We start from the raw sequence: 24,494 nt of genomic DNA on the forward strand, positions 1-24,494 counted from the left end.
GCCCAGGAGCCACGCGCCGCCCACCTCCGCCGCGACCAGCAGCGCGGCGGCCAGCGCGCAGGCCGCCGGCGGCGCGAACGCCCCCAGCCCGCTTTCAAGCCCCACGCCCAGCACGTACCCCGCCAGCGCCCCGGCCGCGGCGCCCGCGAGCATGGAGGAGGCGCAGCCCATACCCGCGATGGCGCGCATGCCCAAGGGTCCCGCCGCGACGAAGGGCATGTCGGCGCGCGCCAGCTTCACCGGCGACGTGCGCAGCGCCCGCACCGCCGCCCACGCGAGCACGGCAACAGGCGCCAGCAGGCCCAATGCCAGCGCCATGGCCGACGATGCCGGCCCGACCGCGGCGAATGCCGCCGCCGTGGCGTCCAGCAGGGCCGCCCACATGAGCGCCGCCCACACCGCCGCGATGGCCGCCAGGTACAGCTGGTAGGCGCGCTCCCCTGGACTGCGGTTCTCCACGAGGTCGGTGCCGCCAGCGTGGACGAGCCGCACGAGAGCCGTGCGCGCATGCCGGGCGCGCAGCCATAGCAGCAGGCGGATGTCGCACAGCATGGCGTCAGCCCCGCCCGGGGACGGCCGCCGCCAGGCGCCCGCCCTCCACGTGCAGCAGCAGGTCGGGCTCCAGGCCCGGCACGTCGTGGTGGCAGCTCACGAGGGCCGCCGCGCCCTCGGCGCGCGCCGCGTCCAGAAGGCCGCTCAGCACGGCGGAGGCGTCCGGGTCCAGCGGCCCGTACGGCTCGTCAAGCAGCAGCAGGCGCGGGCGCACGGCCAGCGCCAGCACGAGCGCGAGCTTCTGGCGCATGCCGCGCGAGTACGCCGAGGGGCACTGGTCGCGATGCCCCGCCAGCCCGAGCGCCTCCACGAGCCCGGCCGCGCGGGCGTCGTCCGCGGGCAGCCGGTTCGCCCTCAGCACGAAGTCAAGGTGCTCCCCGGCGGTCAGGTCGTCGTAGAAGGCGGGCACGTCGGGAACGAACGACACGGAGCGGCGCTGATCCAGCCGCTCGGGCCGAAACGGCCGGCCGGCAAGCTCCACCGTGCCTTCGGCCGGCGCGTCCCATCCGGCCAGGCAGCGCAGCAGCGTGGACTTGCCCGCGCCGTTCGGCCCGGTCAGAAACGCAATGCTCCCGGCCTCCAGAGAGAACGACACGTCGTTCCACACGTCTTGGCGCACGTAGCGGTACGCCAGCCCCTCCACCCGCAGCGCGGGCGCCGCAGCGCGCGGTTCTCCGTCCAATGCGTCCATTCGCCCTCTTTCGTCTTCCTGGACCGATCGCAAGGTTTCCATCAGAAGTCACACCAGGTTCGCTGTAGGGCAAGGGGCTCTGCCCTTGCCGTCAACCGAGATTGTCCTGCAAGTGGCGGCAAAGGCTCTGCCCTTGCCCTACAGGATGGTTCCGCCGCGAAATGCCGATTGCGAAACTGTTGGCACAGTCCCGCCGGCTGGAATCGCCTCGCACTCCCTACGCCGCGGCCAGCCGGTCGAGCAGCGGGCGGAAGCGCGGATCGTCGGCCACGCGCTCCCACGCGGCATCGCCGGTGACGGCCAGCTTGCACTGCTCCTTCATATCGAGACCGCCGAACAGCGTGTCGGCGGTCGCCTGCTCGCGCTCCACGTCGGTCTCCGCCAGCTCGGGCACGAGGTCGAACAGCGCGGAGCGCCGAGGGAACAGCAAGCCGTCCAAGTCGAAACGCTTGAGCAGCCCACGAACCGCTCCAGATAGGACAGCGCGCCCTCCTCGTCGCCGGCCCGCAGGCACGCCGTGGCCGCCGAGCCGCAGAACGTGGCGGCCTCCATGGGGTTCACCTCCTCAACGTCGAAGCCCTCCATCACCCCCTCGGCCGCCCGCAGCAGCGCGGCGAGGTGCGCCGGGTCCTCGGTGTAAAGCGCAAGCTGCATGCCGATGCTCTGCATCACGTTCATCTCGCCCCAGAACAGCATCTCCTGGCAGAGCTTCAGGCACGTCTCGCGCTCGCCCCGCATACTGTGCAGGCCCGCAAGCATCCCCTCGATGCCCAGCGGACGTGCGGGCTTCACGCCCTCCAACAGGGCAATGGCCTCGTCCATGCCGCCGCGCTGGCTGATGACGAGCGCGCGCACGACGCGCGCCGAGCGCACCAGCTCCACGTCGTCGGCATTAGCCTCCACCCGCTCGGCCAGGCTGCACGTCCTGTCCAGCAGCTCCACGGCGCGCTCCGGCTCCACGAGCGAGCGCTGCGAATACAGCGAGGCCATCTGCAGTAGCAGGCTCCAGCACGAGGCGTAGTCGCGCACGAGCTCGTCCATGCGCGCGTAGGCGGCGTCGGCGTCTTCGGCGAACAGGCGGCACAGCTCCAGGTAGACGTCGCGCACCTCGTCTTCGGCAAGCTGCGGCCGAAACGCGAACAGGTCGTCCAGCGAGATGCCGAAGTAGGCGGCTATGCGCGGCAGCAGCGCCACGTCGGGCAGGCTCTGGCCCAGCTCCCACTTCGACACGGCAGCCTTCGTCACGCCCAGGCGCTCCGCCAGCTGGGCCTGCGTGACGCCCGCCGTGCGTCGCTCGCGCGCGATGGTGGCGCCGATTCCCACATCGTTCATGGTCGCCTTCCTCTCTTTCGGGTCCCGGCCGCTTTGGGATTTGCCCGCGCCCGGTTCCGGGACGCTTTCCGCGCTTCCAGTATGAGGGAGTCGCATTGGTTGACGCAAGCGATCATCGGTTGATTCTCGAACGCGAAAGTAACGCACCGCGCGACCGGGCAAGGCGGCGCAGCGCGGCCCACGGCGCACGCCTTCTGCCGACGCCACGGCCCGCCGCCCCGCCCGCCTCCGGGCGCTCTCGGCATGCCCTAGAATAGGCCCCATGCAGAAGGACACCTTGAAATACTCCGGGATCGTCTTCCTCGCCGGCGCCAGCTACGGCGCCCAGGCCACCACGGTCAAGATCACCTACGCCGCCGGCTTCACCTGGACCCAGACGGTGGCAAGCCAGGCGCTGTTCGCCGCGCTGCTGTTCGCGGCGGCGCTGCTCGTGCAACGCTCGCGCGGCAGGCGCCTCGTTCCGCTCTCGCCGAAACAGGTGCTCGCCCTTCTGGCCCTCGGGCTGAACACGTGCATCGGCACCGTGCTCTACAACTACGCGCTCACCCTGCTGCCGGTGTCGGTGGCCATCACGCTGCTGTTCCAGTTCACGTGGATGAGCATCGTCCTCCAACTGGTCGTCGTGCGCCGCCGCCCGCGCGCGGCCGAGGTCGTCGCCGTCGCCGTCATCCTGGGAGGGACGTTGTTGGCCAGCAGGGCGTTCTCGAGCGACGTGGGGGCGCTCGATCCCGTCGGCGTGGCGTGCGGGCTGCTCTCGGCCGCGAGCTGCACCTTCTTCATGTTCTTCTCGAGCCGCGTCGGGCGCGGCCTGCCGCCCATCCAGCGCGGGCTCGTCGTGTGCCTGGGCGCGTGCGCGCTCGGCTTCGCGCTGTGCCCCGACTACTTCGCCAGCGGCGCGCTGCAGGACGGCATCTGGAAGTTCGGCCTGGTCCTGGGGCTGTGCGCCCTGTTCGTCCCCGTGGTGCTGTTCGGCATCGCCACGCCGCACCTGACGCCGGGACTCTCGGCCATCATGGCGTCCTCCGAGCTTCCCTGCGGCATCGCCCTGTCCGCGCTCGTCATCGGCGAGCCGGTGGAGGCGCTCCAGGCCGTCGGCATCGTCGCCATCCTCGCCGGCATCGCCATCTCGCAGCTTCCCCACATGAAGGCGCAGGTCGAGCCTGCGGAGGAAGCTGCGGAGCATCCCGCCTAGCCGGCACGCTTCGGAACACCTCTAATGGGGACTGTCCCTTTTTGGGACACGCACTAACAGATGCGGTGGACGCATAGCTGTGTAGACGTAAAGCATAGTTTCCCCATCGTTTGTTCGCTTGCGCTCCGCGCGGGCGCGTGCCATACTAAGGTTATTCAAGGTGTTTCGCCACCGATAAGCGCGACTGGTTTATGCAAGGTGTTTCGCCACCGATAAGCGCGACTGGTTTATGCAAGGTGTTTCGCCACCGATAAGCGCGACTGGTAAGCATGAGCGGTTCGAGCAGTCGAGCCGCTTATCTTTTTTACAAGGGGGAGATCATGGGGGCGCTGAACTTCTACACCGTCGATCAGGCTTATATCGACGAGCTACAGGCCATCGAGCCGAAGGTGCCGAACGTGCAGTACGAGAAGCACAACAAGTTCGTGTGCGGCGTCCTGTTCCGCATCCACGGTCTTGACTACTTCGCACCCGTTTCCTCGTTCACCAAATCGCAGAAGACAAGCTTCGTCATCAAGAACGTGAACAACAAGCCCGTCGGAAGCCTGCGGTTCTCCTTCATGTTCCCCATCCCGCCCGACCTGCGAGCCGTCAAGAGCTTCGACGAAGAGGACTACCAGCGCAAGCGCCTGCTTCTTGAGGAATACCAGTACTGCAACCGCAAGGCGCGGCAGATCGTCTCGAAGGCGCAGCACGTCTACGACATGGCGACCTCGGGAAAGGACCCGCATCTGGCCGCGGTGTGCTGCGACTTCAAGCGGCTCGAGGCGCACCTGCGCGAGCGGCAGGCGAACTCGTAGGGACGCTCGCACGCCGCGGCGGTAGGCGAGCCGCCGTATCACGCCCCCAGCGCCCCGCCTAGCGCCCATACCCGCGATCCGGCCTGCCCGCGCTCCTGCCCGCCGCGCCTTACCGTCTTGCCCGTGCCCTCCTGTATCCTCGCTATTCTGTGTTACTATATACTGGTACTAAGCACCGCTGAATACCGTTCACCCGAACCGCTTGGAAGGAGGGAGCGATGGAGAACCTAACCGAGATGCTGAAAGGCGTGCTGGAGGGCTGCGTGCTGGAGATCATCGGCCGCGAGGAGACGTACGGCTACGAGATAACCCGGCACCTGAACGCGCTGGGCTTCGCCGACGTAGCGGAAGGCACGGTGTACGCCATCCTCGTGCGCCTGGAGAGGAACGGGCTGGTGGACACCCAGAAGAAGCCGTCCGAGCTGGGCCCGCCGCGCAAGTTCTACGCGCTGAACGATACGGGCCGCGAGGAGCTCGTGCGCTTCTGGGCGAAATGGGAGTTCGTCGCGTCGAAGATCAACGAGCTGAAGGAGAGCCGATGAAGAACCCGGTCGCCTATTTCAAGAAGGTCGCCCGCGAGAAGCGCGAGTACCGCGAGGCCATGGCGCGCGTCAAGGCGCTGCCCGAGGACTACCGCTTCGTGTACGACAAGATCCAGCACTATATGTGGAACCATGTGGCCGGCGACGGCATGGACATGACCGTGGTGCTGGCCGACCTCGTGGACCTGTTCGAACAGGGCGCCGCGGCCGGTCGGGACGTGCTGGACGTCACCGGCGAGGACGTGGCCGCGTTCTGCGACGACCTGCTGACGGGCGCGAAAACGTACCAGGGCACGAAGCAGGACGCCCTCAACCGCGCTATCATGGGAAAGCTGGGGAGCAACCGCCCCTAGCCCGACGAGAGGAGAGGACCTGGCATGATCGAGGTGGAGAGCAACCGGCATGCCTGGGGCATGCTGGCCGAGGACCATTACCGCCACTACCGGAAGCGCATCGAGGACGGGGAGAACCGTCTGAACGCCCACATACGGGAAGAGCTGGGCGATTTGGCCGGCAAGCGCGTGGCGCACCTGCAGTGCAACGTCGGGTTCGACACGCTGGCGCTGGCCGAAGGCGCGGCGCACGTGACGGGCGTTGACCTGGCTCCCGAGAACGTGCGCTGTGCGCGGATGCTCGCCGAGGACTTCGGGTTCGCGAACGTCGATTTCGTCGAGGCCGACGCCTGCAACCTGCCCGCCAGCCTCGACGGCCGCTACGACGTGGTGTTCACATCCGAGGGGGTGCTGGGCTGGCTCCCCGACCTCGATTCCTGGGCGCGCGGCGTGCGACGGCTGCTCGCGGACGGCGGCTTCCTCTACGTGTTCGACTCGCATCCGTTCTACCTGGCCTTCGACGAGGCCAAGCTGGGACGCGGCGAGTACGACCTGGCGTACCCCTACTTCGGCAAGGAGCCCGACGTGGACGACTGCATCGGCGGCTACGCCTCGGAGCCGAAGGAGGGCGTCGAGGCGTACTTCTGGATGCACCCCGTCTCGGACATCCTGAACGCGCTTATCGGGGCCGGCTTGCGCATCGACGCGTTCAACGAGTTCCCCGAGAACTTCTTCGACTCGGGCAGCCTCGAGCTCTCCCCCGAGAAGGGCCTCTACGAGCTCCCTGGCAACGACGACAGGTTCCCGATGACGTTCAGCCTGCGCGCCTCGGCGTGACGGCGCGCACGTGGGACGGGTGCCGGGAGCAGGGAGACTTCGGGGCTTGGAGGGTGGAGACGCCGGAAGACCTGCCCGATGCCGCGAGGGTCGCGCCGGGAGGCGGGCCGCCCCTCACTTCCGGTACTCGAGGCACCACCGGATGCAGTACGAAGCACTCGCGGCAACGAGGGTGGCGGCGATGATTCCCACGGCCGTGCGGTACACGGCTACGGCGTCGCCCAGGAAGGTTGCGGAGAGGAACTGGGCGGCAGCCAGCACGCCCAGGCCCACGATCAAGCACGTCATGAGCACCCGGTACGCGGTTCTGAGCGCGCGGCCCGTTATCTGGAGCTCGCGCTCGTCGTCGGCTGCGAGCTCCAGGTTGTCCCGCGTGCTCGCATGCAGCCCGCTGCGCCTCACGAACATCGCACGGGCGATGGGATAGAGCACCAGGAACACCACGAACACCGCCATGAGCGGCGAGAGGTGGACGGAAAGGGAGAAGCCGTCTGCGGTCGCACCGCCCTCGTAGCGCGAGAACGGGAACATGAACGCCAGCCCCATGAGCACGAACAGCAGCACGTTGCCCACGCTCTCGAACACCACCTTCTTCATGATTGCTCCTCCTTGCTGAACACGTCCTCCACCGCGGCATCGAACACCTCGCACAGGTTGAGCGCGAAAAGCAGCGACGGCACGTAGCTCCCCTTCTCCAGCGAGATGATGGTCTGGCGGGTGACGCCCGTGAGCCGTGCCAGCTCGCTTTGGGAGAGCCCGCGGTCCTCGCGCAGCTCCCTCACCCGGTTCCTGATGGTGTCCACGGTCGGCTCGATTCAATAGTAGTAAAGTTGACTTTACCTAGTATGGCAGGCGGGCGAAGATATGTCAAGTTGACTTTACTTGCATCGCGGGCGCCCGAAACAGAACAGCCGGCGCATAATAAAGAGAACAGATGTTTCACGCTAAGCACTCCGTCGCAGGCATGGTAAGCTGGCGCTTGACAAGTTTGCGTTCCGGCAGGTTTGCACTCCGGCAGGTTTGCGCCAGTGCAAGCTGACGCCGCGGCAAGCTGGCGCTTGGCGAGTTGGCGCCTTGAATGCAGGCAGGAAAGGGAGGGAGGGGGGGGCTTATGCGGATGGAACGACTCATCGGGATCATGTGCGTGCTGGCGGATGCGCAGCGCACGACCATCGGGGCGCTGGCCGAGCGGTTCGAGGTGTCGACGCGCACGATCGCGCGCGACCTCGACACGCTGGGGCAGGCGGGCGTGCCCCTCGTCACGTTCCCGGGCGCGGGCGGCGGCGTGGGCGTCGTCGAGGGCTTCAAGGTGCGCCGCGACCTGCTGAGCACGCACGACGCGGCGGCGCTGTACGCGGCGCTCGACGGGCTGCGCAGCGTCGACGGCGACCAGGCCGTCACGCAGCTCATCGCCCGGCTCGTCCCCGGCGCCGACGCGAACGCGCAGGTCGCCGCGAGCGGCCCCATCGCCCTCGACCTCTCGTCGTGGTTCGCCGACGGCATCGCGCAAGAGAAGCTCGCCCTTCTGCTCGACGCCGTGCGCGAGCGGCGCTGCGCGCGGATCGAGTACATCGCGCGGTCGGGGCGCAGCGCGCGCACCGTGGAGCCGGCGCGGCTCGTCTACAAGCAATCGAGCTGGTACCTCCACGCCTTCTGCCGAGAACGCGAGGCGTTTCGCCTGTTCAAGCTCAAACGAATCGCCGCTCTCGAGGTGCTGGGCGAAACGTTCGAACCGCGCGACACCCCGGCGCTCGCCCTCTCCGCCCCGCACGCCCCGCTGCTGCTGCCGCCCGACGAGGACGTTCCGGGCACCTTCCTCGTGGAACTCGACTACGAGGCGGCCGACGAGTTCGCCCTCGTCGAAACCATCGACGCGCGCTTCCTCGAACGCGGAGCGGACGAAGCCGCCGGCGTCGCGCGCTTCCGCACCGACGACGCCGCCTGGGTGCAAAGGCTCTGCGGATTCCTGGGCGATCTCGCACATATTCGAAAACCATGACATACAGCTGTCATGGTTGCTCCCGTACTATGGGTTCCGCCCCCTAAGGAAAGGATCCACCATGCAGCATCCGAAGAAAACCGTGCTCGTCTACGTGTTCGACGGCTTCGCCGACTGGGAAAGCTCGTACGTGTGCGCCGAGCTCAACCAAACCGACTCCTTCGAGGTGAAAACCGTCGCGCCCGACCATGCCCCGAAACGCTCGATGGGCGGCATCGCCGTGGTGCCCGACTACGCGCTGGACGACGTCCCCGAGGAATTCGCCGCCCTGCTGCTCATCGGAGGCAACCCCTGGCTCGACCCGACGAGCGGCATCGACGCCGTTGAGCCCCTCGTCCGCCGTGCGCGGGAGCAGGGGGCGCTCGTGGGAGGCATCTGCAACGCGGCCGCGTTTCTGGCCGAGCACGGCTTCCTCGACGACTGCGCCCACACGGGCAACACGCTCGAGTACGTGCAGCAGTGCGCACCCCATTACCGCGGCGCCGAGCACTTCGTGGAAGCGCAGGCGGTGGCCGACCGCGGCGTGGTCACGGCGAACGGCAGCGCCGCGCTCGAGTTCGCGCGCGAGGTGCTGCGCGAGCTGGACGCGAAGGACGACCCCGATGCCTGGTTCAAGCTCCACAAGGACGGCTTCTACCCCGGGTAGCGCCGGACGCGGCGCCCCTGCCGCGAAGGGGCGCTCGACCGCCCAGGGCGCCCGCTCCGCACCATGGGAGCGGGCGCCCCTAGCCCAGCGGAAACCGCAGCGTCACGCAAGCGCCGCCGTCCGCGTCCTCGCGGTTCGCCAGCTCCACCGAGCCGCCGTGGCGGGCGGCGGCCTGAGCGGCCACATGCAGCCCCAGCCCGCGGTGCCCGCGCGCGGTGCGAGCGGGATCGCCCTGGTAGAAGCGCTCGCAGGCGCGCTCCAACGCCTCGGGAGAGAAGCCGGGCCCCGCATCGGCCACGCTCACCGCGAGCATGCCGCCCGCGCCCGCCGCCTCGTCCGCCCGCACGCGCACCTCCACCGTCGAGCCGGCGGGCGCGTGCTCCACGGCGTTCGCCACCACGTTCATCGCGGCGCGCTCCACGAGCGCCTCATCCATCCGCAGCGCCTCGGGCAGCCCCGCGCCCTCGCTCCATGCCACCTGCGCGCCGCCGCACGCCGCAAGCGCCTCGGCCTGCGCGCGCAACCGCTCGAGCAAGGGACGCAGCGGACGTTCGACCGGCGCGAACGCCGCGGCGTCGCCGAGCGTCGCGTCGATGAGCGCGGCCAGGTACGTGCCCATCTGACGCGCGCCCTCGGCCGCATCGGCCGCGCACGGGCGCGCCTCGTCCGACAGCTCGCCTTCCAGCAGCAGGTCGACGTTGCCGCGCACCACGGTGAGCGGCGTCTTGAGGTCGTGCGCGAGCGCGGCGATCTGCTCGCGCTGCGCCTGCTCGCTTCTCCATTGCGCCTCGAGCGAGCGCTTGAGCGAGGCGCGCATCTCGTCCATCGCGCCCAGCACGTCGTCGATCTCGCGCACGCCCGACGCCCCCACCTCGAAGTCGAGGTCGCGCTCCTCGATGCGGCGCGCGGCGTCTGCAAGCGGGGCCATCTTGCGCGACAGCACGCGCGCCGCGCGCACGGCTATGGACACGAGCACGAGCACCGCCAGCACGGCGAACCCTCCCAGCAGCAGGTTCTGCGGGTTCGGCAGCGCGTCGCGCAGCCCCTTCGACGCGAACTGCGGCATGTAGTCGTACGTCAGCACGCACACCGAGCCGTCGGCCAGCTCCACCGGCTCGTAGCGCGTGGTGCTCAACCCTCCGTAGGCGATGGCGAGCCCGTCGAAGGCGGCCGCCTTGAGATCGTCCCGCGCGCGCTCGGGCGCATCGCCGGCCACGTAGGCGCCGTCCTGCGCGAACAGGGCCCAGCGAAAGCTCGACGGCACGGCGTCGTCGATCGCCCCAGCATCGTCGCTCGGCAGCTCAGCCAGGCGCGCCGACGTCTCCGCGAGCGCCGTGTCGCCGTAGTTCGCCGGATACACCGCGCCCGTGCCGACGAGGATGCCGAACACGAGGTACGTCCCCAGCGCCAACGCGACGGCCGCCGCCAGCACGTAGGCGAAGTAGCGCAGGATGACCAGGCTCAACGGCAGACCTCGCCCGCGGTCGCGCCGGGTTCCGCTTCCGCTCACGCGATCCATTTGTACCCCACCCCCCATACGGTCTGCACGGGTTCCGCGCCCGCCGCCTTCAGCTTCGCGCGCGCGTTGCTCACGTGCACCGAGATCGTGGCCGCGTCGCTTTCGGCGCCCCAACCCAGCACGCCTTCGACGATCTGGTCGCGCGAGAACACCTGGCCGGGGTGGCGTGCCAAGAACTCGCACACGTCGAACTCGGTCTTCGTCAGCGCCACGCGCGCCTCGCCCACGTACAGCTCCCGCGCCGCGAGGTCGAGCCGCACGTCGCCGAACGCGAGGGCGTACACGCGCTCCCGCTTCTCGCGCCGCAGGTGGGCGGCTACCTTCGCGCGCAGCTCGGCCGCGCCGAAGGGCTTGCGCACGTAGTCGTCCGCGCCCGCGCCGAGGCCGAACACGGCGTCCTCCTCCGCGGCTTTCGCCGTGAGGAACACGATGGGCGCGTCCGTGCGCTCGCGGACGATGCGGCACAGCTCGAAGCCGTCCATGCCGGGCATCATCACGTCGAGCAGCACGAGGTCGTAGCGCTCGGGATGCGCGGCGAGCGCCTCCTCGGCGCATGCCGCGCAGCGCACGTCGTGACCGTCCTTGCCGAGCGTGCGCTCAAGCAGGCTCCTGATCGCCGGCTCGTCGTCCACCGCCAGTATCCGCGCCATCTTCGCTCCTTTCCTTCGTCGTCGAGTGTAGCATGAGACAAAGACCCCGTCCCTTTGTCTCACCCCCGCTTCCCGCCGTCCCCGACTATGCGGATCGGCGGGGCTCCGGTCGGGCACGGAAGACGGAGGCGAGGCGCGAGGGGCGATGCCTCATTCGCCGCCGCGGCGGCCTTCGAAACGGTTCGCGCAGGCCAGCACCGCGGCTGCCACGACGGCCGTCAGGACGACGCATGCGAGCGCCACCGTTATCCAGGCCGACGCGAGCGCCTGGGCCTGGCCGGCCGCGCCCATCGCCGAGGCGATGGACGCCTCGAGGGGCAGCGTCGCCAGGCGGGACGGCCATGCGAACGGCACGAGCGCGGCCGCCTCGACGCCCAGCGCCCCGGAAAACGTTCCCGTCACCAGCCCGTTCGCCAGCCCGCCGAGCAGCGCCATCGCAGCGATGAACCCAAGCGCGCCCAGGCCGATGGACGCGTTGCGCCCCCACTTCAGCGCCACGATCAGGAAGACCGCGTATGAGCACGCGCTTCCCAGCGCGATGCCCAGCACGGCCAGCGCGAGGGCCGGAAGCTCCGGCATCGGGCGCCCGGCCAGCGCGAGGGCCGCGCAGAACAGCACTGCCGCCCAGGCAGCCGCCGCGAGGCCGAGCCCCAAAAGCGCGACGATCTTCGCCGCGAGCGCGCTTCTGCGCGACGACACGCCCAAGAGGTTCGCCGCCTCGCCCGCCCGCTGCTCCGCGTCGGCCGCCAGCCCGCACGAGATGCCCGCCAAAAGCGGCGCGCCGGCGCCGAGCAGCTGGAAGAACGCGTCGGTCCCCATGAGCGAATCCCAGGCCGAGAACGCGAAGTACGCGCCCGCCAGCCCGCCGAGGACCGTCGCCAACACCGCATGGAGCCACACGAGGGGCGAGCGGCGCAGCCGCGCAGCCTCCGAGCGCAGCGCGTGCGCGAACGTCACCCGCGCCATCATGCGGCCTCGCGCTTCGAGAACCACGCCGCCCCGGCGATGGCGAGCGCCGCGAACAGGGCAAGGGCCACCGCGATGCCACACACGGCGTCCCCGCCGAAGGTGCCGAGCGCGTCCCCTGCCTCGAGCGGCACGCCCGAGGGCGCCACGCCCAAGAGCGGCGCTACCGCGCACAGCGTCGTGGCCGGGGGAAACGCGAACCACGCGCCCGACGTCCACAGCGCGATGCCCACGCCCACCTGCGCCAAAGCCGGAATCGCGATGCCGGCGAGCGTGCCGAAGCGCAGGGTCAGCGCGAGCGCGGCGGGAACCATCCACGAGCTGGCGAGGGTCAGCAGGACCGCCGCGGCCAGCCCCTCGGCGAAGCTCGGCCCCTCAGCGCCGAGCGCCGTGAGCACCGTCGAGCAGGCGAGCACGACGAGGTTCGCCCCCAGCACGAGCGCGAGCGCGTAGGCCACCTTGGCCCACCACGTACGCGCCGGCGGCAGCGGAAGCCCGAGCACCGGGCGCAGCTTCTGCCGCGCGTCGAGGTTCGCGATGGACGCGCAGATGAGCGCGATGGCCACCGGCATCATGAGCGCGTACCAGTAGTTCCACAAGCACGTCGCGATGCCGCCGATGGCGCCCGTGCCCGGGATCACGCCCGAGGACAGCACGCCCAGCACGCAGAACGGCAGCGGCGCGATGAGCGCCACCTTGCGCGGGGCGCCGCGGCGGCCCTTGAGCACCTCCGCCTTGAACACGGTCGGAAACGATCCTGCTGCAGCTCCCATCATGCCACCGCCTTCCCCATGCACACGTCCATGAACAGCCTCTCCAAATCGACGCCCGCGTCGAGCGGCGCCTCAAAGGCCAGCCGGCCCTCCACGATGATGCCCACGAGGTCGGCCACGTGCTCCACTTCGTTCAAGATATGGCTCGACAGCACCACAGTGATGCCGCGCTCCGGGAACGACCGGATGAGCGCGCGCAGCTCCTGGATGCCCACCGGGTCGAGGCCGTTCGTCGGCTCGTCGAGGATGAGCAGGCGCGGGCTGCCCACGAGCGCGAGCGCGATGCCGAGGCGCTGCTTCATGCCGAGCGAGAACTGCCCCGCGCGCTTCGAGCCCGTATAGGCGAGCTCCACCGTGGCCAGCGCCTCGTCGACGCGGCTCTCGGGCACGCCCAAGAGCGTCGTGCGCACGCGCAGGTTCTCGCGCGCGGTGAGGTTGTCGTAGAGCGGCGGCGTCTCGATGAGCGCGCCGATGCCGTCGAGGTCGGCGCGCGTCCACGGGCGCCCCGCGAAGGCGATGCTGCCCGACGTGGGGCGCAACATGCCGCACACCATTTTAAGCAGCGTCGACTTCCCCGCGCCGTTCGGCCCCAAAAGACCGTACACCGAGCCCTCCGGCACGTGCAGCGACACATGGTCGACCGCCGTCTGTCCCTTGAACGTCTTCGTGAGCGCGTTCGTTTCCAGTAGGTTTCCCATAGACCTTTCCTTTCTCTTGCCTGAACCCAGGATGCGCCCGGTTCTTAAAGATTCGTTAAAGGCAGGGGAAACAATCGCCGCGCGCACGCGGTGCCCTATAATGGGAGTTCGTTCTCGGAAGGGGGAGGAACCGCATGGGCTTTCTGCGCGCCGATTTCACGTGGGGGTGGAAGGCCCTCGTCATCGCCGGGATCGCGCTGCTGTTCGGCGGGTTCGCCGTGCTCATGTACGGGGAATTCTCCCCTTCGATCGGACTCCAGGGCGTGATCGACTACGGCATCAGGGCCCTCGGCTTCGTGGCCATGGGCGTGGGCGTGGCCTGCTTCGTGCCGGTGATCCTGCGCGACCCCTGGCGCTCACGCCCCCGCACCGAAGAGGGCTGGCGCACGCTACGGGGCGAGGCAGCACGCGAGGCGGGCGTCATCGCGCTCAACCTCGTGTGCTACGTGGGCGCGGGGCTCGTCGCCCTCGGCGCCCTCACCGCGCTCGGCCGCGCACCGGTCGCCGCAGGCATCACCATGCTGATCTCCCTCGCCGTGCTGGTGCGGTACCGGTGGCACCGATGGAAACACCGCTGCACGTACGATCACTTCAAGCCGTTCGGCATCGTCCTTATCATGCTCGCGTTCGGCTTGGTCGCCGGCATAATCGGAGGGATGCAGGCCGCCGATGCCATCGCGGATGCCGCCGAGGGCCCCAGCGAGGAAGCGTGCATGCTCAACGGCTTCAAAGAGCAGCGCCCCTCGGGTCGCGGCGCCGCCTTCAACGCCACCGACCTCGTAATCGATTTCACCACCGGGGTCGGCAACGAGCACGTGTACGTGTCCATCAAGGAGCAGGACCGCGCCGTACTCCAGCAGATCGTGGACACCGGCGGTTTCGTGCGCCTCACCTATTACCCGCGCACGAACGTGTTCGTGCGCGCCGAGTCCTCCCTGGGTTGGCGCACGACCGACAACACTTCGGGCGCGAACTGAACGTCCCCGCTGACACTGCGCCCTGCTTTTACGGGCGGCAGCCGCCGGCGAAGCGGGTGCAGTCCTTGCCCTCGCGCTTGGCGTCGTAGAGCGCCCGGTCGGCGGCGGCGAAGAGATGCTCGTAGTCGTCGCCGTCCGCGCCCGCCAGCGCCACGCCCACGCTGAGCGTGACCTGCCGGCCCGACACCTGCAGCGCCGACGCCGCCCGGCCGAGGCGCTCGCCGGCCTTGCGCGCACGGTCCGCGTCGGCGTGCGGCAGGAACAGCACGAACTCGTCGCCGCCTATGCGCGCGGCGAAGCCCTCCTCGCCGCGCAGCCCCTCGGCCAGCACGCCCGCCGCACCCACCAGCAGGTCGTCGCCCGCCAGATGGCCGTATGTGTCGTTGACGGCCTTGAAGTCGTCGATGTCCGCCACCAGCAGGGCGCCGGTTCCGCGCTCGGCGCATGCAGGCAGCTGCTGCGCAACCAACTCGGCGGCCGCCCCCTGGTTGAGCAGCTTCGTCAGCGGGTCGCGGCGCGCCTGGTCGACCAGCTGCTCGATGCGGCGGCGCTCCTCGGTAACGTCCTTCCAGCTTCCGATGGTGCGCACGGGCCTTCCCTCGGCGTTTCGCAGCATGAGGGCATGCATGCGCACCCAGCGCCACGCGTCGCCGCCCCCGGCAACGCGGTGGCGCACTTCCATCGTGGTGGAGCCGTCGTCGCGCAGCGCCTCGGACAGGCGGCGGAAGTCGTCGGGGTGGATGCGCCCCGACTCCGCGGACGCGGTGTAGCGCGGGTAGCGGCGCTCCTCGGGCGGAGCCCCGTCCGCAGTCGCGACGCCGCGCTCGAACTCTATGAGCGCGTCCTGCTCCACGTCGTACTCGAACAGAACGTCGGTCACGCTGCGCAGCGCTATGCGGTAACGCTCCTGCTCGAGCAGCAGCGCCTGCTCGGCACGCTTGCGCGACGTGATGTCCATGAGCAGGCTGCTGATCTTCACGGACCCGTCGGCGGCCTCCATCTTGCGACCCGAGTCCATGATCCACACCAGCTCGCCGTTCTTCTTGCGCACGCGGTACTCCGTCTCGTACGACGACCCCTGCGCGAAGCAGCGGCGCACGTCCGCGAGCGCCTGGTCAAGGTCGGGCGGGTACACGATGCCGGAGGCCGTGCCCCCGCTCATGGCCATGAATTCCTCGGTGGTGTAGCCCAGCATGCGCGCCAGGCCCTCGTTCACGTACACCAGCCGGTAGGGCTCGGCGTCCTCGCTCACCTTCAGGCCGCCGGCGATGTTCGCCGTTATGAGGTCGATGGTCTCGGTTTTCTCGCGCACCAGCTGCTGCAGGTACTCGTAGCTTTGCCGGCCGGCCTCGAAGGGGAAGAACTCCTCGTCCTTCATGGCCTGGTAGGGGTTCGACACGTGGACGTGCCCGATCCTCAGCTCGCCGCCCTCGTCCACCAGCTCGTAGCTGCAGCGTTGGCGCTCCTCCAGCACCAGGCCCGAGTCCGCGCTCGTGCGCACCCGGTAGCGCCCCATGACCGTGCAGGAGCGCTCCCCCACGTTCACCAGGCGGAAGTCCTCGTCCGACACCTCGCATGGCGGCGCGAGCGGGGCGCGCTCCAACAGGTACGACACGATTCCCTCGGAATCGGTGGAGAACTCGACCTCGCCGGCGCCGATCCAGGAGAAGCCGTCGGCGAAGCGGCCGACCACGCGCTCCACGTCCTTGCCGGAGTAGAACAGCCGCACCGTCTCGGAAACGTATGCGATCGCCTTGTCGAAAAGCGGGTTCATGCCCATCCCCCCAGCCTGCCAAGCTTCACGGTTCGACGGAGGGCTCCCCTCGCCCTTCATCGTCGCTTGCGCACCCCCTTGGCAATAGCGCGCCACTGGCAGTATGGCCTTTCAACCAGGCGTTGACGGGCGCGCATGGCAATCGGGAGAAAAAATCGACAACCGGAACGCCCGGGCGCAGCGGCGGCGCAGAAGAGGTTTGGTGCCGCCCCCGGCCAGCCAGGACCGGAAGCGTGTGCCGGAGTCGCAGTCGTTCGCCTCGAGGCAGAACCGGGACGGATCCCCGTCATCGAACGCGCCGGCGTCGGAAAGGAGTTGCGCACGCGTAGCACGGCACCTGGAACGGCAAGGCGAAGGGCGGGTCCAGCTCGCACGAACGAGGCGCGCCCGGCATCCCTTGGGGGGTGGGATGCCGGGCGCGCCTTCCTGTGTTTCAGACCGCCCTTACTGTATGACGTAATCTAATAGTTGTCAATGACTCCTATTGTAGTTTTTCGCGAATAGACCCGGAGCGGGCCGCGTTCTTGTATCATGGTTGCACGACGGAACGCGCACGTGCGGCACGGTGCCGCACGCGGGAGGAAGGGAGCGCCCATGGAGGCCTACAAGCAGGAGTTCATCGAGTTCATGGTGGAGAGCGACGTGCTCAAGTTCGGCGACTTCACGCTGAAGAGCGGCCGGAAGTCCCCCTTCTTCATGAACGCGGGCGCCTACGTGACGGGCTCGCAGCTCCACCGCCTGGGCCAGTTCTACGCCCGCGCCATCCACGACGCGTTCGGCCTGGACTTCGACGTGGTGTTCGGCCCGGCGTACAAGGGCATCCCGCTTTCCGTGATCACCACGATGGCGCTCTCGGAGCTCTACGGCAAGGAGGCGCGCTACTGCTCGAACCGCAAGGAGGTCAAGGACCACGGCGACACGGGCATCCTGCTGGGCTCGGCGCTTCATGACGGCGACCGCGTGGTCATCGTAGAGGACGTGACCACGTCGGGCAAGTCCATCGAGGAGACTCACCCCATCCTCATGCAGCAGGCGAACGTGGAGGTGGTGGGCCTCATGGTGTCGCTCAACCGCATGGAAGTCGGAAAGGGCGGCGAAATCTGCGCGCTCGACGAGGTGCGCGAGCGCTACGGCTTCGCATGCGCGTCCATCGTGGACATGGCCGAGGTCACGGAGCACCTGCTGAACCGCGAGTGCCAGGGCCGCGTGGTCATCGACGACGAGGTGAAGGCTGCGCTGGACGCCTACTACGAGCAGTACGGCGCGAAGTAGCCCCGCCCTCCCGCAGGTGCGGCCGTCAGGCCGAACGAAGCGAAAGACGGCCATCGGGATGAACGACAGGGGGAGCGCATGGTGCGCTCCCCCTGTCGTTCATCCCGGGCAGACCCAGGTCGCCTCACTATCCGTTCGCCGCCACGAGCAGGGCCGTCAGCGCCAGGACGAGCAGCGTGCAGGCAAGCCCCGCGGCGTTGCACCAGCGCAGCGCGCGCCCGTCCGAGCGGAAGGCGCGGCGCGCGAGCGCGTAGAGGCCCAGCCCCAGCGCGCCGCCCGCCGTGTTCGCGATCAGGTCGGTGACGTCCGACGCCCCCATGGCGAACGCGAACTGCAATACCTCGAAGCCCAGGCTCACGGCCGCCACGGCCGCGATGCCCCGCCAAAGCGGCTGGCGCCCTGCGAGCATGCCCAGGTACAGCCCGAACGGCACGAACGCCACCAGGTTCTCCACGGTCTCGCGGTAGTCGGCCGCGCCGTTGATGACCGTCGCGCCCGCCAACGGCACTAGGTTCACGCTGCGCATCGTGCCTGCCACGTCAAGCGAGAACTGCCCTTTAAGCAGCACGATCCATGCCAGGAACGCCAGATAGACCGCGAAGAGGCACCCGGTGAGCGCCCGGCTTCCCAAGAACCCCGCCGGCCGTTCCATCTGGAACGCCGCCGGTGCGGCGATACCCGGAAGGCCGTCCGCCACGCCACCGGCCCCGTGCCCGGCGCTGCGTCCCAGCCCGCGGTCGGTCGCGCCGCGGGGCCCGCCATCGCGTTCGCCGTCCCTCGCAGGGCCGTCCGCCCTGCCCGCCGCCTTGCCTGCACACCCGCAAGCCTTTGACTGCTCCATAAGGCCGCTCCTTCTCCGCTTCCGACCGGTTGCGCCCCGGTGCGCGCAACCGGGGCAGGAAGAAGCGTACCGCCCTGAGGCCCCTGCCCCGCCCCGCGCGCGCCAACCGTAGCCGCAACTTCAGCGCCGGTTAAGGAACGCTTAAGGGACGGGAGCATGAGGGGGCACGGCAGCCTTCGCAGCCGACGGAGCGTGGCTGGACGGCTACCGTCAAGAGGCGCTGTCGGCACGCCGCCTTCCGCAAACGACGAGCAGCCCCAAGCCTGTCAGGACGGCTGTCGCGTTGAACAGGAACAGGGCCGCCGCCCCCGCCGCCTGCAGTACGAAACCTCCCAGAACGGGGCCCAAGCCCATGCAGAGATCCGGTCCGAGATAGAACGTGTTCGCAGCGCGCCCAACTCGATCCTTAGAAACCCCGCGCACCGACTCGGCCTGCAGGGCGCAGTACGCGGATCCCTGCCCCGCCCCCATGCACACTCCCGCCGCGGCGATGCCCGCGAACGAATCCACGAACGCCGCCGCCAGCATCCCGAATGCGGCGAGCATCATCATGGGAACCGCCACCGCATGGACGCCGCGCGCATCGCTGATGCGCCCTGCCAAAGGTCGCGCCGTCGCCGTTGCCAAGGAGTAAAGCAGAAAATACAGGGGCGCGCCCTCGATGCCGCGCATTTCGCCCACTACGAGCACAAACGACGACGTCACGCCCTGCGCCACCATCAGCAGGCCGGCTACCGCGGAAAGCGGCAGCGCGGGGCCGTAGAGCCAATCGGAGGGCTTTCCGCGAAGCCGCCCGCCCGACGATGCACGAACCTCTGCAGCGGGAGGCGTCTTGAACAGTACCGCCATGACGAACCCCGCTGAAAGCAGAGCCCCCGAGGTGGCGAAGGCGCCCGCATAGCCTGCCATGTCGCCGACGAGCGAGCCGAACGCAGGACCCAGGGCGCAGGCTATCGTGTAGGCTACCCCCAGCCACCCTACGCCGCTTCCCACCCTCTCCTCGGGAACCACAAGCGATGCGAGCGAGACGACGACGGTCGATTTGAAGGCGAAGGCGAACCCCTGCAGGGTCAGGAAGAGCGCCATGAGCGGGATCGACCGGAACAGGGCGCACCCCAAAGCCGAGACCGCGAAGAGCCCGCAGGATACCGAGAGCAGGTCCTTTTTCCCCAGCCTGTCAGCAACGATGCCACTCGCCGGCCTTGCAGCGAGAGCCGCTGCGGCGAAAAGCCCCGCGAGGAAACCCGCCAAAGTCAGGGACGCTCCCAACGAAACCGCATAACCCGCGATGAGGGGTCGCGTGAGGTACAGCCCGAACTGCAGCGTTGCCTCGATGCAGAACAGCTGCGCGAACCTCGTGTTCCACAGCTTCGCGCTCCCCATGCCCTCCCCCCTCCTCTTGCAGCAACCCCTGGCTTCCAAAGCCGGAAACCGGTGCCGAGCCAAGTTCAAAACGTGCGCACCAGGCACCGGCGCCGATCAAGCAGGAGAAGAGCCGGGCGCAGCTGTTTCCGGCCGAGTGCCTCGCGCCCGGCTCCAAGTGCTTACGGCAGGAACACCGAGCACTGCGCCCCGCGTTCGGCCATCTTCGCGGCCAGCTCCTCGAGCGTGCCGTACTCGATGGCGTTAGCTAGACAGTGCAGCGCGCACGAGGGCTCCCCGCCCGCGGCAACGCGGCCCTCGCACAGGTTGCACGAGGTGGTGGGCACGGGGACGTACTTACCCTCCCAGGTGCCGTCGGTCTTGCGCCACGGCCCCATCTCCAAAAGCTTGATGCCCCATTGCCCCAAGGGCAGGCCCAGCTCGTTGCGGCAGGCGATCTCGCAGGTGTGGCAGCCGGTGCAGTACTCGTTGTCTACCATCAGTCCATAGGTGGCCATATCAATACCTCCCTTCCAGGCTAGTTTTCGGTCCGGTAGATCTTGCAGGGCAGCGCTCCGTAGTGGGAGCCCAGGCCCAGCTTCCCGATCTCCTTCCACGGCATGAGCGAGTTGATGGACGACTTGCGCACGCTGAACAGCTCGGCGTCCTTGTCCTCCGGGTACCACCATCCGTGATCGCACCCGATGACGCCCTCTTTCACGATGGGCGTGATGTCGGCAACCATCTGGCACTTCCCCCAGGGGTTCTCGATGGTCACCCAGTCGCCCTGGCCGATGCCGTGCTTCTCGGCGGTGGCGGGGTGGATCTCCACCGTGGCTGCGGTGCGTATCTCGCGCAGCGAATCGATCATGCGGTGCTCGGTGTGGAACGACGTGGGACGGCGGGCGCCCGTGACGAAGTCGAGCGGGTACTCGTCGATCCATTCGGGGCGCGAGCGCTTGGAGAAGCGCGGCTCCTCGTAGTAGGGCAGCGGATCCTCGCCCAGGTGCTGCTTCACCGTGCTCCACAGCTCCACGCGCCCGGTGGGCGATTTGAAGCCCGGCTTGCCGTCGGCGCGCAACAACCCCAGTTCGTACTGGTAGTAGGGAATCTCGTAGCGGCCGTATACCCATTCGCGCAGCGTTTCGTAGGTCATGTCCTCGCCCGTGTCGGGGTCGGCCGTGTAGGGTATGTTCTGGATCTTGTTGTCCAGGTACGCGTGCGGGCTCGACCACTTCTCGGCGTCCTCGGTGCGGTCGGGATTGATGCGGTGGTCGAGGTCGAGCATGATCTCCAGGTCGGACTTGCACTCGCCGAGCGGCTCGAGCACCTTCGTGAGCGCATGGAACTGGCCGGGCTGGTTGCAGCCGTGAAACGTGACGATGCCCTCGTGCTCGAGCGAGGTGGACACCGGAAGCACCACGTCGGCGAGCGCCTGGATAGTGGGGTTCATGAAGATGTCGGTGGCCACCACGAACTCCTTGTGGCGGCATGCCTCCATCCACTGCATGGGCTGCTGGGTGATGCACGACGAGATGAAGTTCGAGCTCTGGATGAACAGGAACTCTATCGGGTACGGGATGTTCGTGCGCAGCGTGTCCAACGTGCAGTCGGGCTGCGTGGTGTTGATGATGAAGTCCATGGCCGGATACTGGTCGTGGCCGGCGATGGGGATAGGGTTCGTGTCCTCTTCCTCCACCAGCATGCCCACGCCCTTGCGGCCCGTGGAGCCGCCGTTGAGCATGGTCTGTCCCAGCTTGATGCCGCCCGGGTTGTCCAGGTTGCCGCAGATGGCGAAAATACCCCAGATGGCATGGCAAATCTGGAGCGTGTTGGGGTTCTGGTCGGTCTTGAGACCCACCGACGCCGTGCACGGCTTCTGCGCAAGGCAGCGGGCGGCGGCGTAGATGTCCTCGACCGGCACCTCGCAGATCTCGGCGGCCCTCTCGGGCGTCATGGTGCAGCAGCGTTCCGCGTACTCGTCGAAGCCGTACGTCCATTTCTCCACGAAATCGTGGTCGTAGAGGTCCTCTTTGATGATGACCGCGTTGAATGCCATGGCGAGCGCCGCGTCGGTGCCGGGCCGGATCTGGAAATGGTAGGCGGCGTGGCGGGCGAGCCAGTTGGCGCGGGGGTCGACCACGATGACCTTCATGCCGCGCTTCATCATGTCAACCGTGCTGTGCCCGAACAGGCCGTCCGGGTTCGACCACAGCGTGTCGCGGCCCCACACGAGCATGTAGCGGGGCAGCTCGTAGCGCGGGTCGTCGTAGCGGTCCTTGAAGCCGAAGGCGCCGTCGTACTCCACGTAGGCGCAGCCCAGAAGCCAGTCCATGGCGGTCTGGCGCGGAATGACGCACGACCAGCCGCCGTTGGCGTGGATGGCCGTCCGGCTGTGGAACACCTGGTTGCACGTTTGGAACTGGTACGCGCTGGCCTCGCGGCCGGTGCCCGTCCAAACTGACACCGTGTCGGGGCCGTACTTCTCGGTAAGCTCGCGGTACTTCTCCACGATGATATCGTACGCCTCGTCCCACGAGATGCGCTCCCACTTGTCGGGCTGGCCGCGGTACGCGCGATCGCGCTTCATGGGATGCAGGAGACGGTCCTCGTGGTAGAGGTACTCGGGCAGCGTCAGGCAACGCACGCAGAGGCGCCCGTTCGTGATGGGCTGGTCGGGGTCTCCTTCCACCTTCACCAACTTGCCGTCCTTGACGAACGCCTTCAGGCCGCAGCCGACGCCGTGACAGCCCGGGGGCGACCACTGGGCCGTGCGGTACACCTTCGTCCCGTCCTCGAGCTCCGTGACGCGAGGCGTCTCGGACACGCGGGTCAACTCACTCATGCTCTCTCCTCTCTGTTGCGCTCCGCCCGTTGGCGAAGCGGTTTCCCTGGTTGCGCGGGCCGACGGAGGGCTGAGCGCCGCCGGGCCCAGGCGATGCGGTCCGGTCGGTCGCCGCGATGAGCCCGCTGCCGCACACGGCGCAGCGGGCGGGGCTCTCGCCCGGCTCCACGACATGCCCGCAGTCGAGGCAGACGGGTGGCGGTGGGGCGATACCCCATTCCATCTCGTCGCATTTCCCGCAGTGGTTGCACACGTAGCAGCGCTCCATGACCGGTCAGCCCTTCACGACCGCCGTGTCGGCGAGCCAGTTGAGGGCGGCGATGCGCTTCGCGGCATCCTCCACCACACGGCGCCTCCCCGTGCGCTCGAGCGTTTCCGGGTCGTACGACCCGGCGCCGAACGCCTCCTCGCACGCAAGCCGAAGGTCATCCTCGGCAAGCTCCATGCCGCGTGCGTCGAACAGGGCCTCCAGCGCGAAGCCCTGGCGCAGGTTCTCGCCCGACTTGATGAGCAGCTGCACGGAGAGCTCCTCCTCGTTCATGCGCTCCTGCTCGTAGTAGTCGTCGATCGTCTGGCCCTTGCCGGCCAGCTCGCGTTCGAGCGAGCGGCGCAGGCCGTCCCGCGAGGCTTGGTAGAACGCGTCGGGAATAACCCCTTGCAGGCGCTTCTCCAGCTCGATGTTCGCCAGGCGGGCATGCGCGTCGCGGTTGAGCAGCGTAGCCTCAGCCTCGAGGCCGCGGGCCACCGCAGCCCGGAACTCCGCCGCCGTGGAGGCGCCCTCCATGCTTTCGGCGACCCACGCGTCGGTGAGGGCCGGCACTTCCTTGTGCAGCTGGCCGAGAACCGTGACCGTGGCCGTGTAGCACTCCACGTCGCCGTCGCCGAGGGCTCGCGGCCGCGGCACCTCGTAGTCGAAAGTGCGCGTCTGGCCCACGTCCATGCCCACGAGCCGCTCGACGAAGGATTCGGGCATGGAGCCGTCCGCCAGTTCGAGCACCATGCTCTTGCCCGTGAGGCGCGGCACCGGCCGCCCTTCCAAGAACGTGGCCACGTCGACGCTCACGACGTCGCCGAGCACAACCGGGTGCGGGTCGGCCGGCAGGAACTTCGCGCGCGCCTCCATGAGCTCCGCGATGCGGGCATCGACCAGCTCGCCGGTCACCCGGACATCCTCCGCCTCGATCTCCACGGGGTCCGCCGACGACAGCGAAAGTGCCGGCCTCTCCACTGCGGACAGCTCGAAGGCGAAGTCCTCGCCCGCGTCCGGGTACGCCGTGGCGCGGACGCGCGGCGTGAGCGCCGGCTCGATGCCGAGCGCCGCGAGCGCCTCGCCCGCCGCTCGGTTGACCACGAAGTCGCGCCGCACCTCGCGGTAGTCCTCCGGCGGCATCGTGCGCGCGCCGGCGGCGTCCACGTCATCCCACTGCGCATCGGACGGCAGCTTGCACGCCGCGCCCACCGCGCCGTAGAATTCCGCCAGCTGTCGGTGCACCTCTGCGGCGTCCAGCACGACGGCAACCTCTACCGCGCCGGTCGCCTCATCGTCCGCCCTCTCGAGTTTCTTGAAGTCCATGGCTCGCTCCCGTCCTTGGCTGCGTCTTCGGCGCTACTCGGCCGCAGGGGCCTTCGGGGCCGCAGGGGCTCCCGGCGCCGCCGGGGCTTTCGGGGCAGCTGGCGCTCCGGGGGCACCTGGCACCCCGGGCGCCCCCGGCATGCCCGCGATGGGCGGGGCGCTCGGCAGCGTCGCGCCGCACTGGTCGCAGTTCTCGTTATTGAAGTCGTTGGTCGCGCCGCAGGCGGGACACGTCTTGTCCATGCTGATGGCAGCTGGTCTGAAGCACATGTGAGTCCTCTTTTCCGTTGGGGACGGGCCGTCCGCAGCCACTCGCCGCGG

27 protein-coding genes and 1 pseudogene are annotated in these 24,494 nt (G+C 68.7%); 9 read left to right on the forward strand and 19 right to left on the reverse strand.

Going from position 1 to position 24,494, the window contains the following annotated elements:
* The 4 genes and pseudogenes from K9U15_RS04695 to K9U15_RS04710 all read right to left on the reverse strand — a co-directional run.
* A pseudogene (locus K9U15_RS04695) lies at positions 1–552 on the reverse strand (hypothetical protein); the annotation flags it as partial.
* Between the two features lie 4 nt (positions 553–556).
* Complete coding sequence (locus K9U15_RS04700) at positions 557–1,243, reverse strand: ABC transporter ATP-binding protein (RefSeq protein WP_301155680.1); 687 nt, start codon at positions 1,241–1,243, stop codon at positions 557–559.
* Positions 1,244–1,460: 217 nt separating this feature from the next.
* A complete protein-coding gene (locus K9U15_RS04705) occupies positions 1,461–1,613 on the reverse strand; it encodes a hypothetical protein (protein ID WP_241557781.1) in 153 nt (50 codons plus the stop codon).
* A complete protein-coding gene (locus K9U15_RS04710; RefSeq protein ID WP_241557782.1) occupies positions 1,562–2,575 on the reverse strand; it encodes a helix-turn-helix domain-containing protein in 1,014 nt (337 codons plus the stop codon). The genes K9U15_RS04705 and K9U15_RS04710 overlap by 52 nt, the downstream gene beginning before the upstream one ends.
* Positions 2,576–2,837: 262 nt before the next feature.
* On the opposite strand from K9U15_RS04710, the gene K9U15_RS04715 reads away from it, so the two are divergent.
* From K9U15_RS04715 to K9U15_RS04735, 5 genes are all read left to right on the forward strand, one after another.
* Entirely contained in the window at positions 2,838–3,767 is a 930-nt protein-coding gene (locus K9U15_RS04715; protein ID WP_123674695.1) for a DMT family transporter, read from the forward strand.
* 320 nt (positions 3,768–4,087) lie between these two features.
* Positions 4,088–4,567 carry a type III toxin-antitoxin system ToxN/AbiQ family toxin gene (locus K9U15_RS04720; protein WP_157780582.1) on the forward strand — a complete coding sequence of 160 codons (480 nt, stop codon included), beginning with the start codon at positions 4,088–4,090 and terminating at the stop codon, positions 4,565–4,567.
* A gap of 218 nt (positions 4,568–4,785) precedes the next feature.
* Positions 4,786–5,109 (forward strand): PadR family transcriptional regulator, encoded by a 324-nt coding sequence (locus tag K9U15_RS04725; RefSeq protein ID WP_123674696.1) that lies wholly within the window; start codon positions 4,786–4,788, stop codon positions 5,107–5,109.
* On the forward strand, positions 5,106–5,462 hold the full coding sequence (locus tag K9U15_RS04730) for a DUF1048 domain-containing protein (protein ID WP_087191954.1): 357 nt from the start codon (positions 5,106–5,108) through the stop codon (positions 5,460–5,462). The genes K9U15_RS04725 and K9U15_RS04730 overlap by 4 nt, the downstream gene beginning before the upstream one ends.
* A gap of 24 nt (positions 5,463–5,486) precedes the next feature.
* Positions 5,487–6,278 (forward strand): bifunctional 2-polyprenyl-6-hydroxyphenol methylase/3-demethylubiquinol 3-O-methyltransferase UbiG, encoded by a 792-nt coding sequence (locus K9U15_RS04735; protein WP_096228214.1) that lies wholly within the window; start codon positions 5,487–5,489, stop codon positions 6,276–6,278.
* Positions 6,279–6,392: 114 nt separating this feature from the next.
* Here the strand turns inward: K9U15_RS04735 and K9U15_RS04740 are convergent, their stop codons facing one another.
* Positions 6,393–6,875, reverse strand: coding sequence for a hypothetical protein (locus K9U15_RS04740; RefSeq protein WP_096228213.1), 483 nt, complete (start codon positions 6,873–6,875; stop codon positions 6,393–6,395).
* Positions 6,872–7,081: a helix-turn-helix transcriptional regulator gene (locus K9U15_RS04745; protein ID WP_087191957.1), complete on the reverse strand. Its 210-nt coding sequence runs from the start codon at positions 7,079–7,081 to the stop codon at positions 6,872–6,874. The genes K9U15_RS04740 and K9U15_RS04745 overlap by 4 nt, the downstream gene beginning before the upstream one ends.
* Before the next feature lie 308 nt (positions 7,082–7,389).
* Between K9U15_RS04745 and K9U15_RS04750 the strand changes: the two genes are divergently transcribed.
* Positions 7,390–8,277, forward strand: a complete 888-nt coding sequence (locus K9U15_RS04750; RefSeq protein ID WP_301155681.1) for a YafY family protein — start codon at positions 7,390–7,392, stop codon at positions 8,275–8,277.
* A 61-nt stretch (positions 8,278–8,338) separates the two neighbouring features.
* Complete coding sequence (locus K9U15_RS04755) at positions 8,339–8,923, forward strand: type 1 glutamine amidotransferase family protein (RefSeq protein WP_301155682.1); 585 nt, start codon at positions 8,339–8,341, stop codon at positions 8,921–8,923.
* 79 nt (positions 8,924–9,002) lie between these two features.
* Here K9U15_RS04755 and K9U15_RS04760 read toward each other — a convergent pair whose 3' ends face one another.
* From K9U15_RS04760 to K9U15_RS04780, 5 genes are all read right to left on the reverse strand, one after another.
* A complete protein-coding gene (locus K9U15_RS04760) occupies positions 9,003–10,442 on the reverse strand; it encodes a HAMP domain-containing sensor histidine kinase (protein WP_301155683.1) in 1,440 nt (479 codons plus the stop codon).
* Complete coding sequence (locus tag K9U15_RS04765; RefSeq protein WP_301155684.1) at positions 10,430–11,092, reverse strand: response regulator transcription factor; 663 nt, start codon at positions 11,090–11,092, stop codon at positions 10,430–10,432. Before K9U15_RS04765 ends, K9U15_RS04760 begins: the two co-directional genes overlap by 13 nt.
* A 150-nt stretch (positions 11,093–11,242) precedes the next feature.
* Positions 11,243–12,061 carry an ABC transporter permease gene (locus K9U15_RS04770; RefSeq protein WP_241557752.1) on the reverse strand — a complete coding sequence of 273 codons (819 nt, stop codon included), beginning with the start codon at positions 12,059–12,061 and terminating at the stop codon, positions 11,243–11,245.
* Complete coding sequence (locus tag K9U15_RS04775) at positions 12,058–12,834, reverse strand: hypothetical protein (RefSeq protein ID WP_123674430.1); 777 nt, start codon at positions 12,832–12,834, stop codon at positions 12,058–12,060. The genes K9U15_RS04770 and K9U15_RS04775 overlap by 4 nt, the downstream gene beginning before the upstream one ends.
* Positions 12,831–13,529 carry a lantibiotic protection ABC transporter ATP-binding protein gene (locus tag K9U15_RS04780; RefSeq protein ID WP_301155685.1) on the reverse strand — a complete coding sequence of 233 codons (699 nt, stop codon included), beginning with the start codon at positions 13,527–13,529 and terminating at the stop codon, positions 12,831–12,833. Before K9U15_RS04780 ends, K9U15_RS04775 begins: the two co-directional genes overlap by 4 nt.
* Before the next feature lie 134 nt (positions 13,530–13,663).
* Between K9U15_RS04780 and K9U15_RS04785 the strand changes: the two genes are divergently transcribed.
* The gene (locus K9U15_RS04785; protein ID WP_123674432.1) at positions 13,664–14,506 is read left to right on the forward strand and encodes a hypothetical protein; all 843 of its coding nucleotides are present in this window, start codon (positions 13,664–13,666) and stop codon (positions 14,504–14,506) included.
* A gap of 28 nt (positions 14,507–14,534) precedes the next feature.
* On the opposite strand, the gene K9U15_RS04790 is transcribed toward K9U15_RS04785, so the two are convergent.
* Positions 14,535–16,280 carry a sensor domain-containing diguanylate cyclase gene (locus tag K9U15_RS04790; RefSeq protein WP_301155686.1) on the reverse strand — a complete coding sequence of 582 codons (1,746 nt, stop codon included), beginning with the start codon at positions 16,278–16,280 and terminating at the stop codon, positions 14,535–14,537.
* Positions 16,281–16,874: 594 nt separating this feature from the next.
* Between K9U15_RS04790 and pyrE the strand changes: the two genes are divergently transcribed.
* The gene (gene pyrE, locus K9U15_RS04795) at positions 16,875–17,552 is read left to right on the forward strand and encodes an orotate phosphoribosyltransferase (protein ID WP_087191966.1); all 678 of its coding nucleotides are present in this window, start codon (positions 16,875–16,877) and stop codon (positions 17,550–17,552) included.
* A 127-nt stretch (positions 17,553–17,679) separates the two neighbouring features.
* On the opposite strand, the gene K9U15_RS04800 is transcribed toward pyrE, so the two are convergent.
* The 7 genes from K9U15_RS04800 to K9U15_RS04830 form a co-directional block, all read right to left on the reverse strand.
* Positions 17,680–18,393 carry a VanZ family protein gene (locus tag K9U15_RS04800; protein WP_301155687.1) on the reverse strand — a complete coding sequence of 238 codons (714 nt, stop codon included), beginning with the start codon at positions 18,391–18,393 and terminating at the stop codon, positions 17,680–17,682.
* A gap of 210 nt (positions 18,394–18,603) precedes the next feature.
* Positions 18,604–19,776, reverse strand: coding sequence for an MFS transporter (locus K9U15_RS04805; RefSeq protein ID WP_301155688.1), 1,173 nt, complete (start codon positions 19,774–19,776; stop codon positions 18,604–18,606).
* A gap of 161 nt (positions 19,777–19,937) precedes the next feature.
* Positions 19,938–20,273 carry an oxidoreductase gene (locus K9U15_RS04810; RefSeq protein WP_123674436.1) on the reverse strand — a complete coding sequence of 112 codons (336 nt, stop codon included), beginning with the start codon at positions 20,271–20,273 and terminating at the stop codon, positions 19,938–19,940.
* Positions 20,274–20,293: 20 nt separating this feature from the next.
* Positions 20,294–22,600 (reverse strand): molybdopterin-dependent oxidoreductase, encoded by a 2,307-nt coding sequence (locus K9U15_RS04815; RefSeq protein WP_154270695.1) that lies wholly within the window; start codon positions 22,598–22,600, stop codon positions 20,294–20,296.
* Positions 22,593–22,868: a hypothetical protein gene (locus tag K9U15_RS04820; protein ID WP_301155689.1), complete on the reverse strand. Its 276-nt coding sequence runs from the start codon at positions 22,866–22,868 to the stop codon at positions 22,593–22,595. The genes K9U15_RS04815 and K9U15_RS04820 overlap by 8 nt, the downstream gene beginning before the upstream one ends.
* A 6-nt stretch (positions 22,869–22,874) precedes the next feature.
* On the reverse strand, positions 22,875–24,173 hold the full coding sequence (locus tag K9U15_RS04825) for a trigger factor (protein ID WP_123674438.1): 1,299 nt from the start codon (positions 24,171–24,173) through the stop codon (positions 22,875–22,877).
* A 33-nt stretch (positions 24,174–24,206) separates the two neighbouring features.
* On the reverse strand, positions 24,207–24,443 hold the full coding sequence (locus K9U15_RS04830) for a hypothetical protein (protein WP_123674439.1): 237 nt from the start codon (positions 24,441–24,443) through the stop codon (positions 24,207–24,209).
* Between the last annotated feature and the right edge of the window lie 51 nt (positions 24,444–24,494).

The organism is Gordonibacter sp. RACS_AR68 (genome assembly GCF_030418485.1).
Lineage (GTDB): Bacteria > Actinomycetota > Coriobacteriia > Coriobacteriales > Eggerthellaceae > Gordonibacter > Gordonibacter urolithinfaciens.

Excerpts from the sequence above, each read along its gene's own strand:
- K9U15_RS04700 (WP_301155680.1), bottom strand. The coding sequence starts at position 1,243 with ATGGACGCATTGGACGGAGAACCGCGCGCTGCGGCGCCCGCGCTGCGG.
- K9U15_RS04710 (WP_241557782.1), bottom strand. The coding sequence starts at position 2,575 with ATGAACGATGTGGGAATCGGCGCCACCATCGCGCGCGAGCGACGCACG.
- K9U15_RS04715 (WP_123674695.1), top strand. The coding sequence starts at position 2,838 with ATGCAGAAGGACACCTTGAAATACTCCGGGATCGTCTTCCTCGCCGGC.
- K9U15_RS04720 (WP_157780582.1), top strand. The coding sequence starts at position 4,088 with ATGGGGGCGCTGAACTTCTACACCGTCGATCAGGCTTATATCGACGAG.
- K9U15_RS04725 (WP_123674696.1), top strand. The coding sequence starts at position 4,786 with ATGGAGAACCTAACCGAGATGCTGAAAGGCGTGCTGGAGGGCTGCGTG.
- K9U15_RS04730 (WP_087191954.1), top strand. The coding sequence starts at position 5,106 with ATGAAGAACCCGGTCGCCTATTTCAAGAAGGTCGCCCGCGAGAAGCGC.
- K9U15_RS04735 (WP_096228214.1), top strand. The coding sequence starts at position 5,487 with ATGATCGAGGTGGAGAGCAACCGGCATGCCTGGGGCATGCTGGCCGAG.
- K9U15_RS04740 (WP_096228213.1), bottom strand. The coding sequence starts at position 6,875 with ATGAAGAAGGTGGTGTTCGAGAGCGTGGGCAACGTGCTGCTGTTCGTG.
- K9U15_RS04750 (WP_301155681.1), top strand. The coding sequence starts at position 7,390 with ATGCGGATGGAACGACTCATCGGGATCATGTGCGTGCTGGCGGATGCG.
- K9U15_RS04755 (WP_301155682.1), top strand. The coding sequence starts at position 8,339 with ATGCAGCATCCGAAGAAAACCGTGCTCGTCTACGTGTTCGACGGCTTC.
- K9U15_RS04760 (WP_301155683.1), bottom strand. The coding sequence starts at position 10,442 with ATGGATCGCGTGAGCGGAAGCGGAACCCGGCGCGACCGCGGGCGAGGT.
- K9U15_RS04765 (WP_301155684.1), bottom strand. The coding sequence starts at position 11,092 with ATGGCGCGGATACTGGCGGTGGACGACGAGCCGGCGATCAGGAGCCTG.
- K9U15_RS04770 (WP_241557752.1), bottom strand. The coding sequence starts at position 12,061 with ATGATGGCGCGGGTGACGTTCGCGCACGCGCTGCGCTCGGAGGCTGCG.
- K9U15_RS04775 (WP_123674430.1), bottom strand. The coding sequence starts at position 12,834 with ATGATGGGAGCTGCAGCAGGATCGTTTCCGACCGTGTTCAAGGCGGAG.
- K9U15_RS04780 (WP_301155685.1), bottom strand. The coding sequence starts at position 13,529 with ATGGGAAACCTACTGGAAACGAACGCGCTCACGAAGACGTTCAAGGGA.
- K9U15_RS04785 (WP_123674432.1), top strand. The coding sequence starts at position 13,664 with ATGGGCTTTCTGCGCGCCGATTTCACGTGGGGGTGGAAGGCCCTCGTC.
- K9U15_RS04790 (WP_301155686.1), bottom strand. The coding sequence starts at position 16,280 with ATGAACCCGCTTTTCGACAAGGCGATCGCATACGTTTCCGAGACGGTG.
- pyrE (WP_087191966.1), top strand. The coding sequence starts at position 16,875 with ATGGAGGCCTACAAGCAGGAGTTCATCGAGTTCATGGTGGAGAGCGAC.
- K9U15_RS04800 (WP_301155687.1), bottom strand. The coding sequence starts at position 18,393 with ATGGAGCAGTCAAAGGCTTGCGGGTGTGCAGGCAAGGCGGCGGGCAGG.
- K9U15_RS04805 (WP_301155688.1), bottom strand. The coding sequence starts at position 19,776 with ATGGGGAGCGCGAAGCTGTGGAACACGAGGTTCGCGCAGCTGTTCTGC.
- K9U15_RS04810 (WP_123674436.1), bottom strand. The coding sequence starts at position 20,273 with ATGGCCACCTATGGACTGATGGTAGACAACGAGTACTGCACCGGCTGC.
- K9U15_RS04815 (WP_154270695.1), bottom strand. The coding sequence starts at position 22,600 with ATGAGTGAGTTGACCCGCGTGTCCGAGACGCCTCGCGTCACGGAGCTC.
- K9U15_RS04820 (WP_301155689.1), bottom strand. The coding sequence starts at position 22,868 with ATGGAGCGCTGCTACGTGTGCAACCACTGCGGGAAATGCGACGAGATG.
- K9U15_RS04825 (WP_123674438.1), bottom strand. The coding sequence starts at position 24,173 with ATGGACTTCAAGAAACTCGAGAGGGCGGACGATGAGGCGACCGGCGCG.
- K9U15_RS04830 (WP_123674439.1), bottom strand. The coding sequence starts at position 24,443 with ATGTGCTTCAGACCAGCTGCCATCAGCATGGACAAGACGTGTCCCGCC.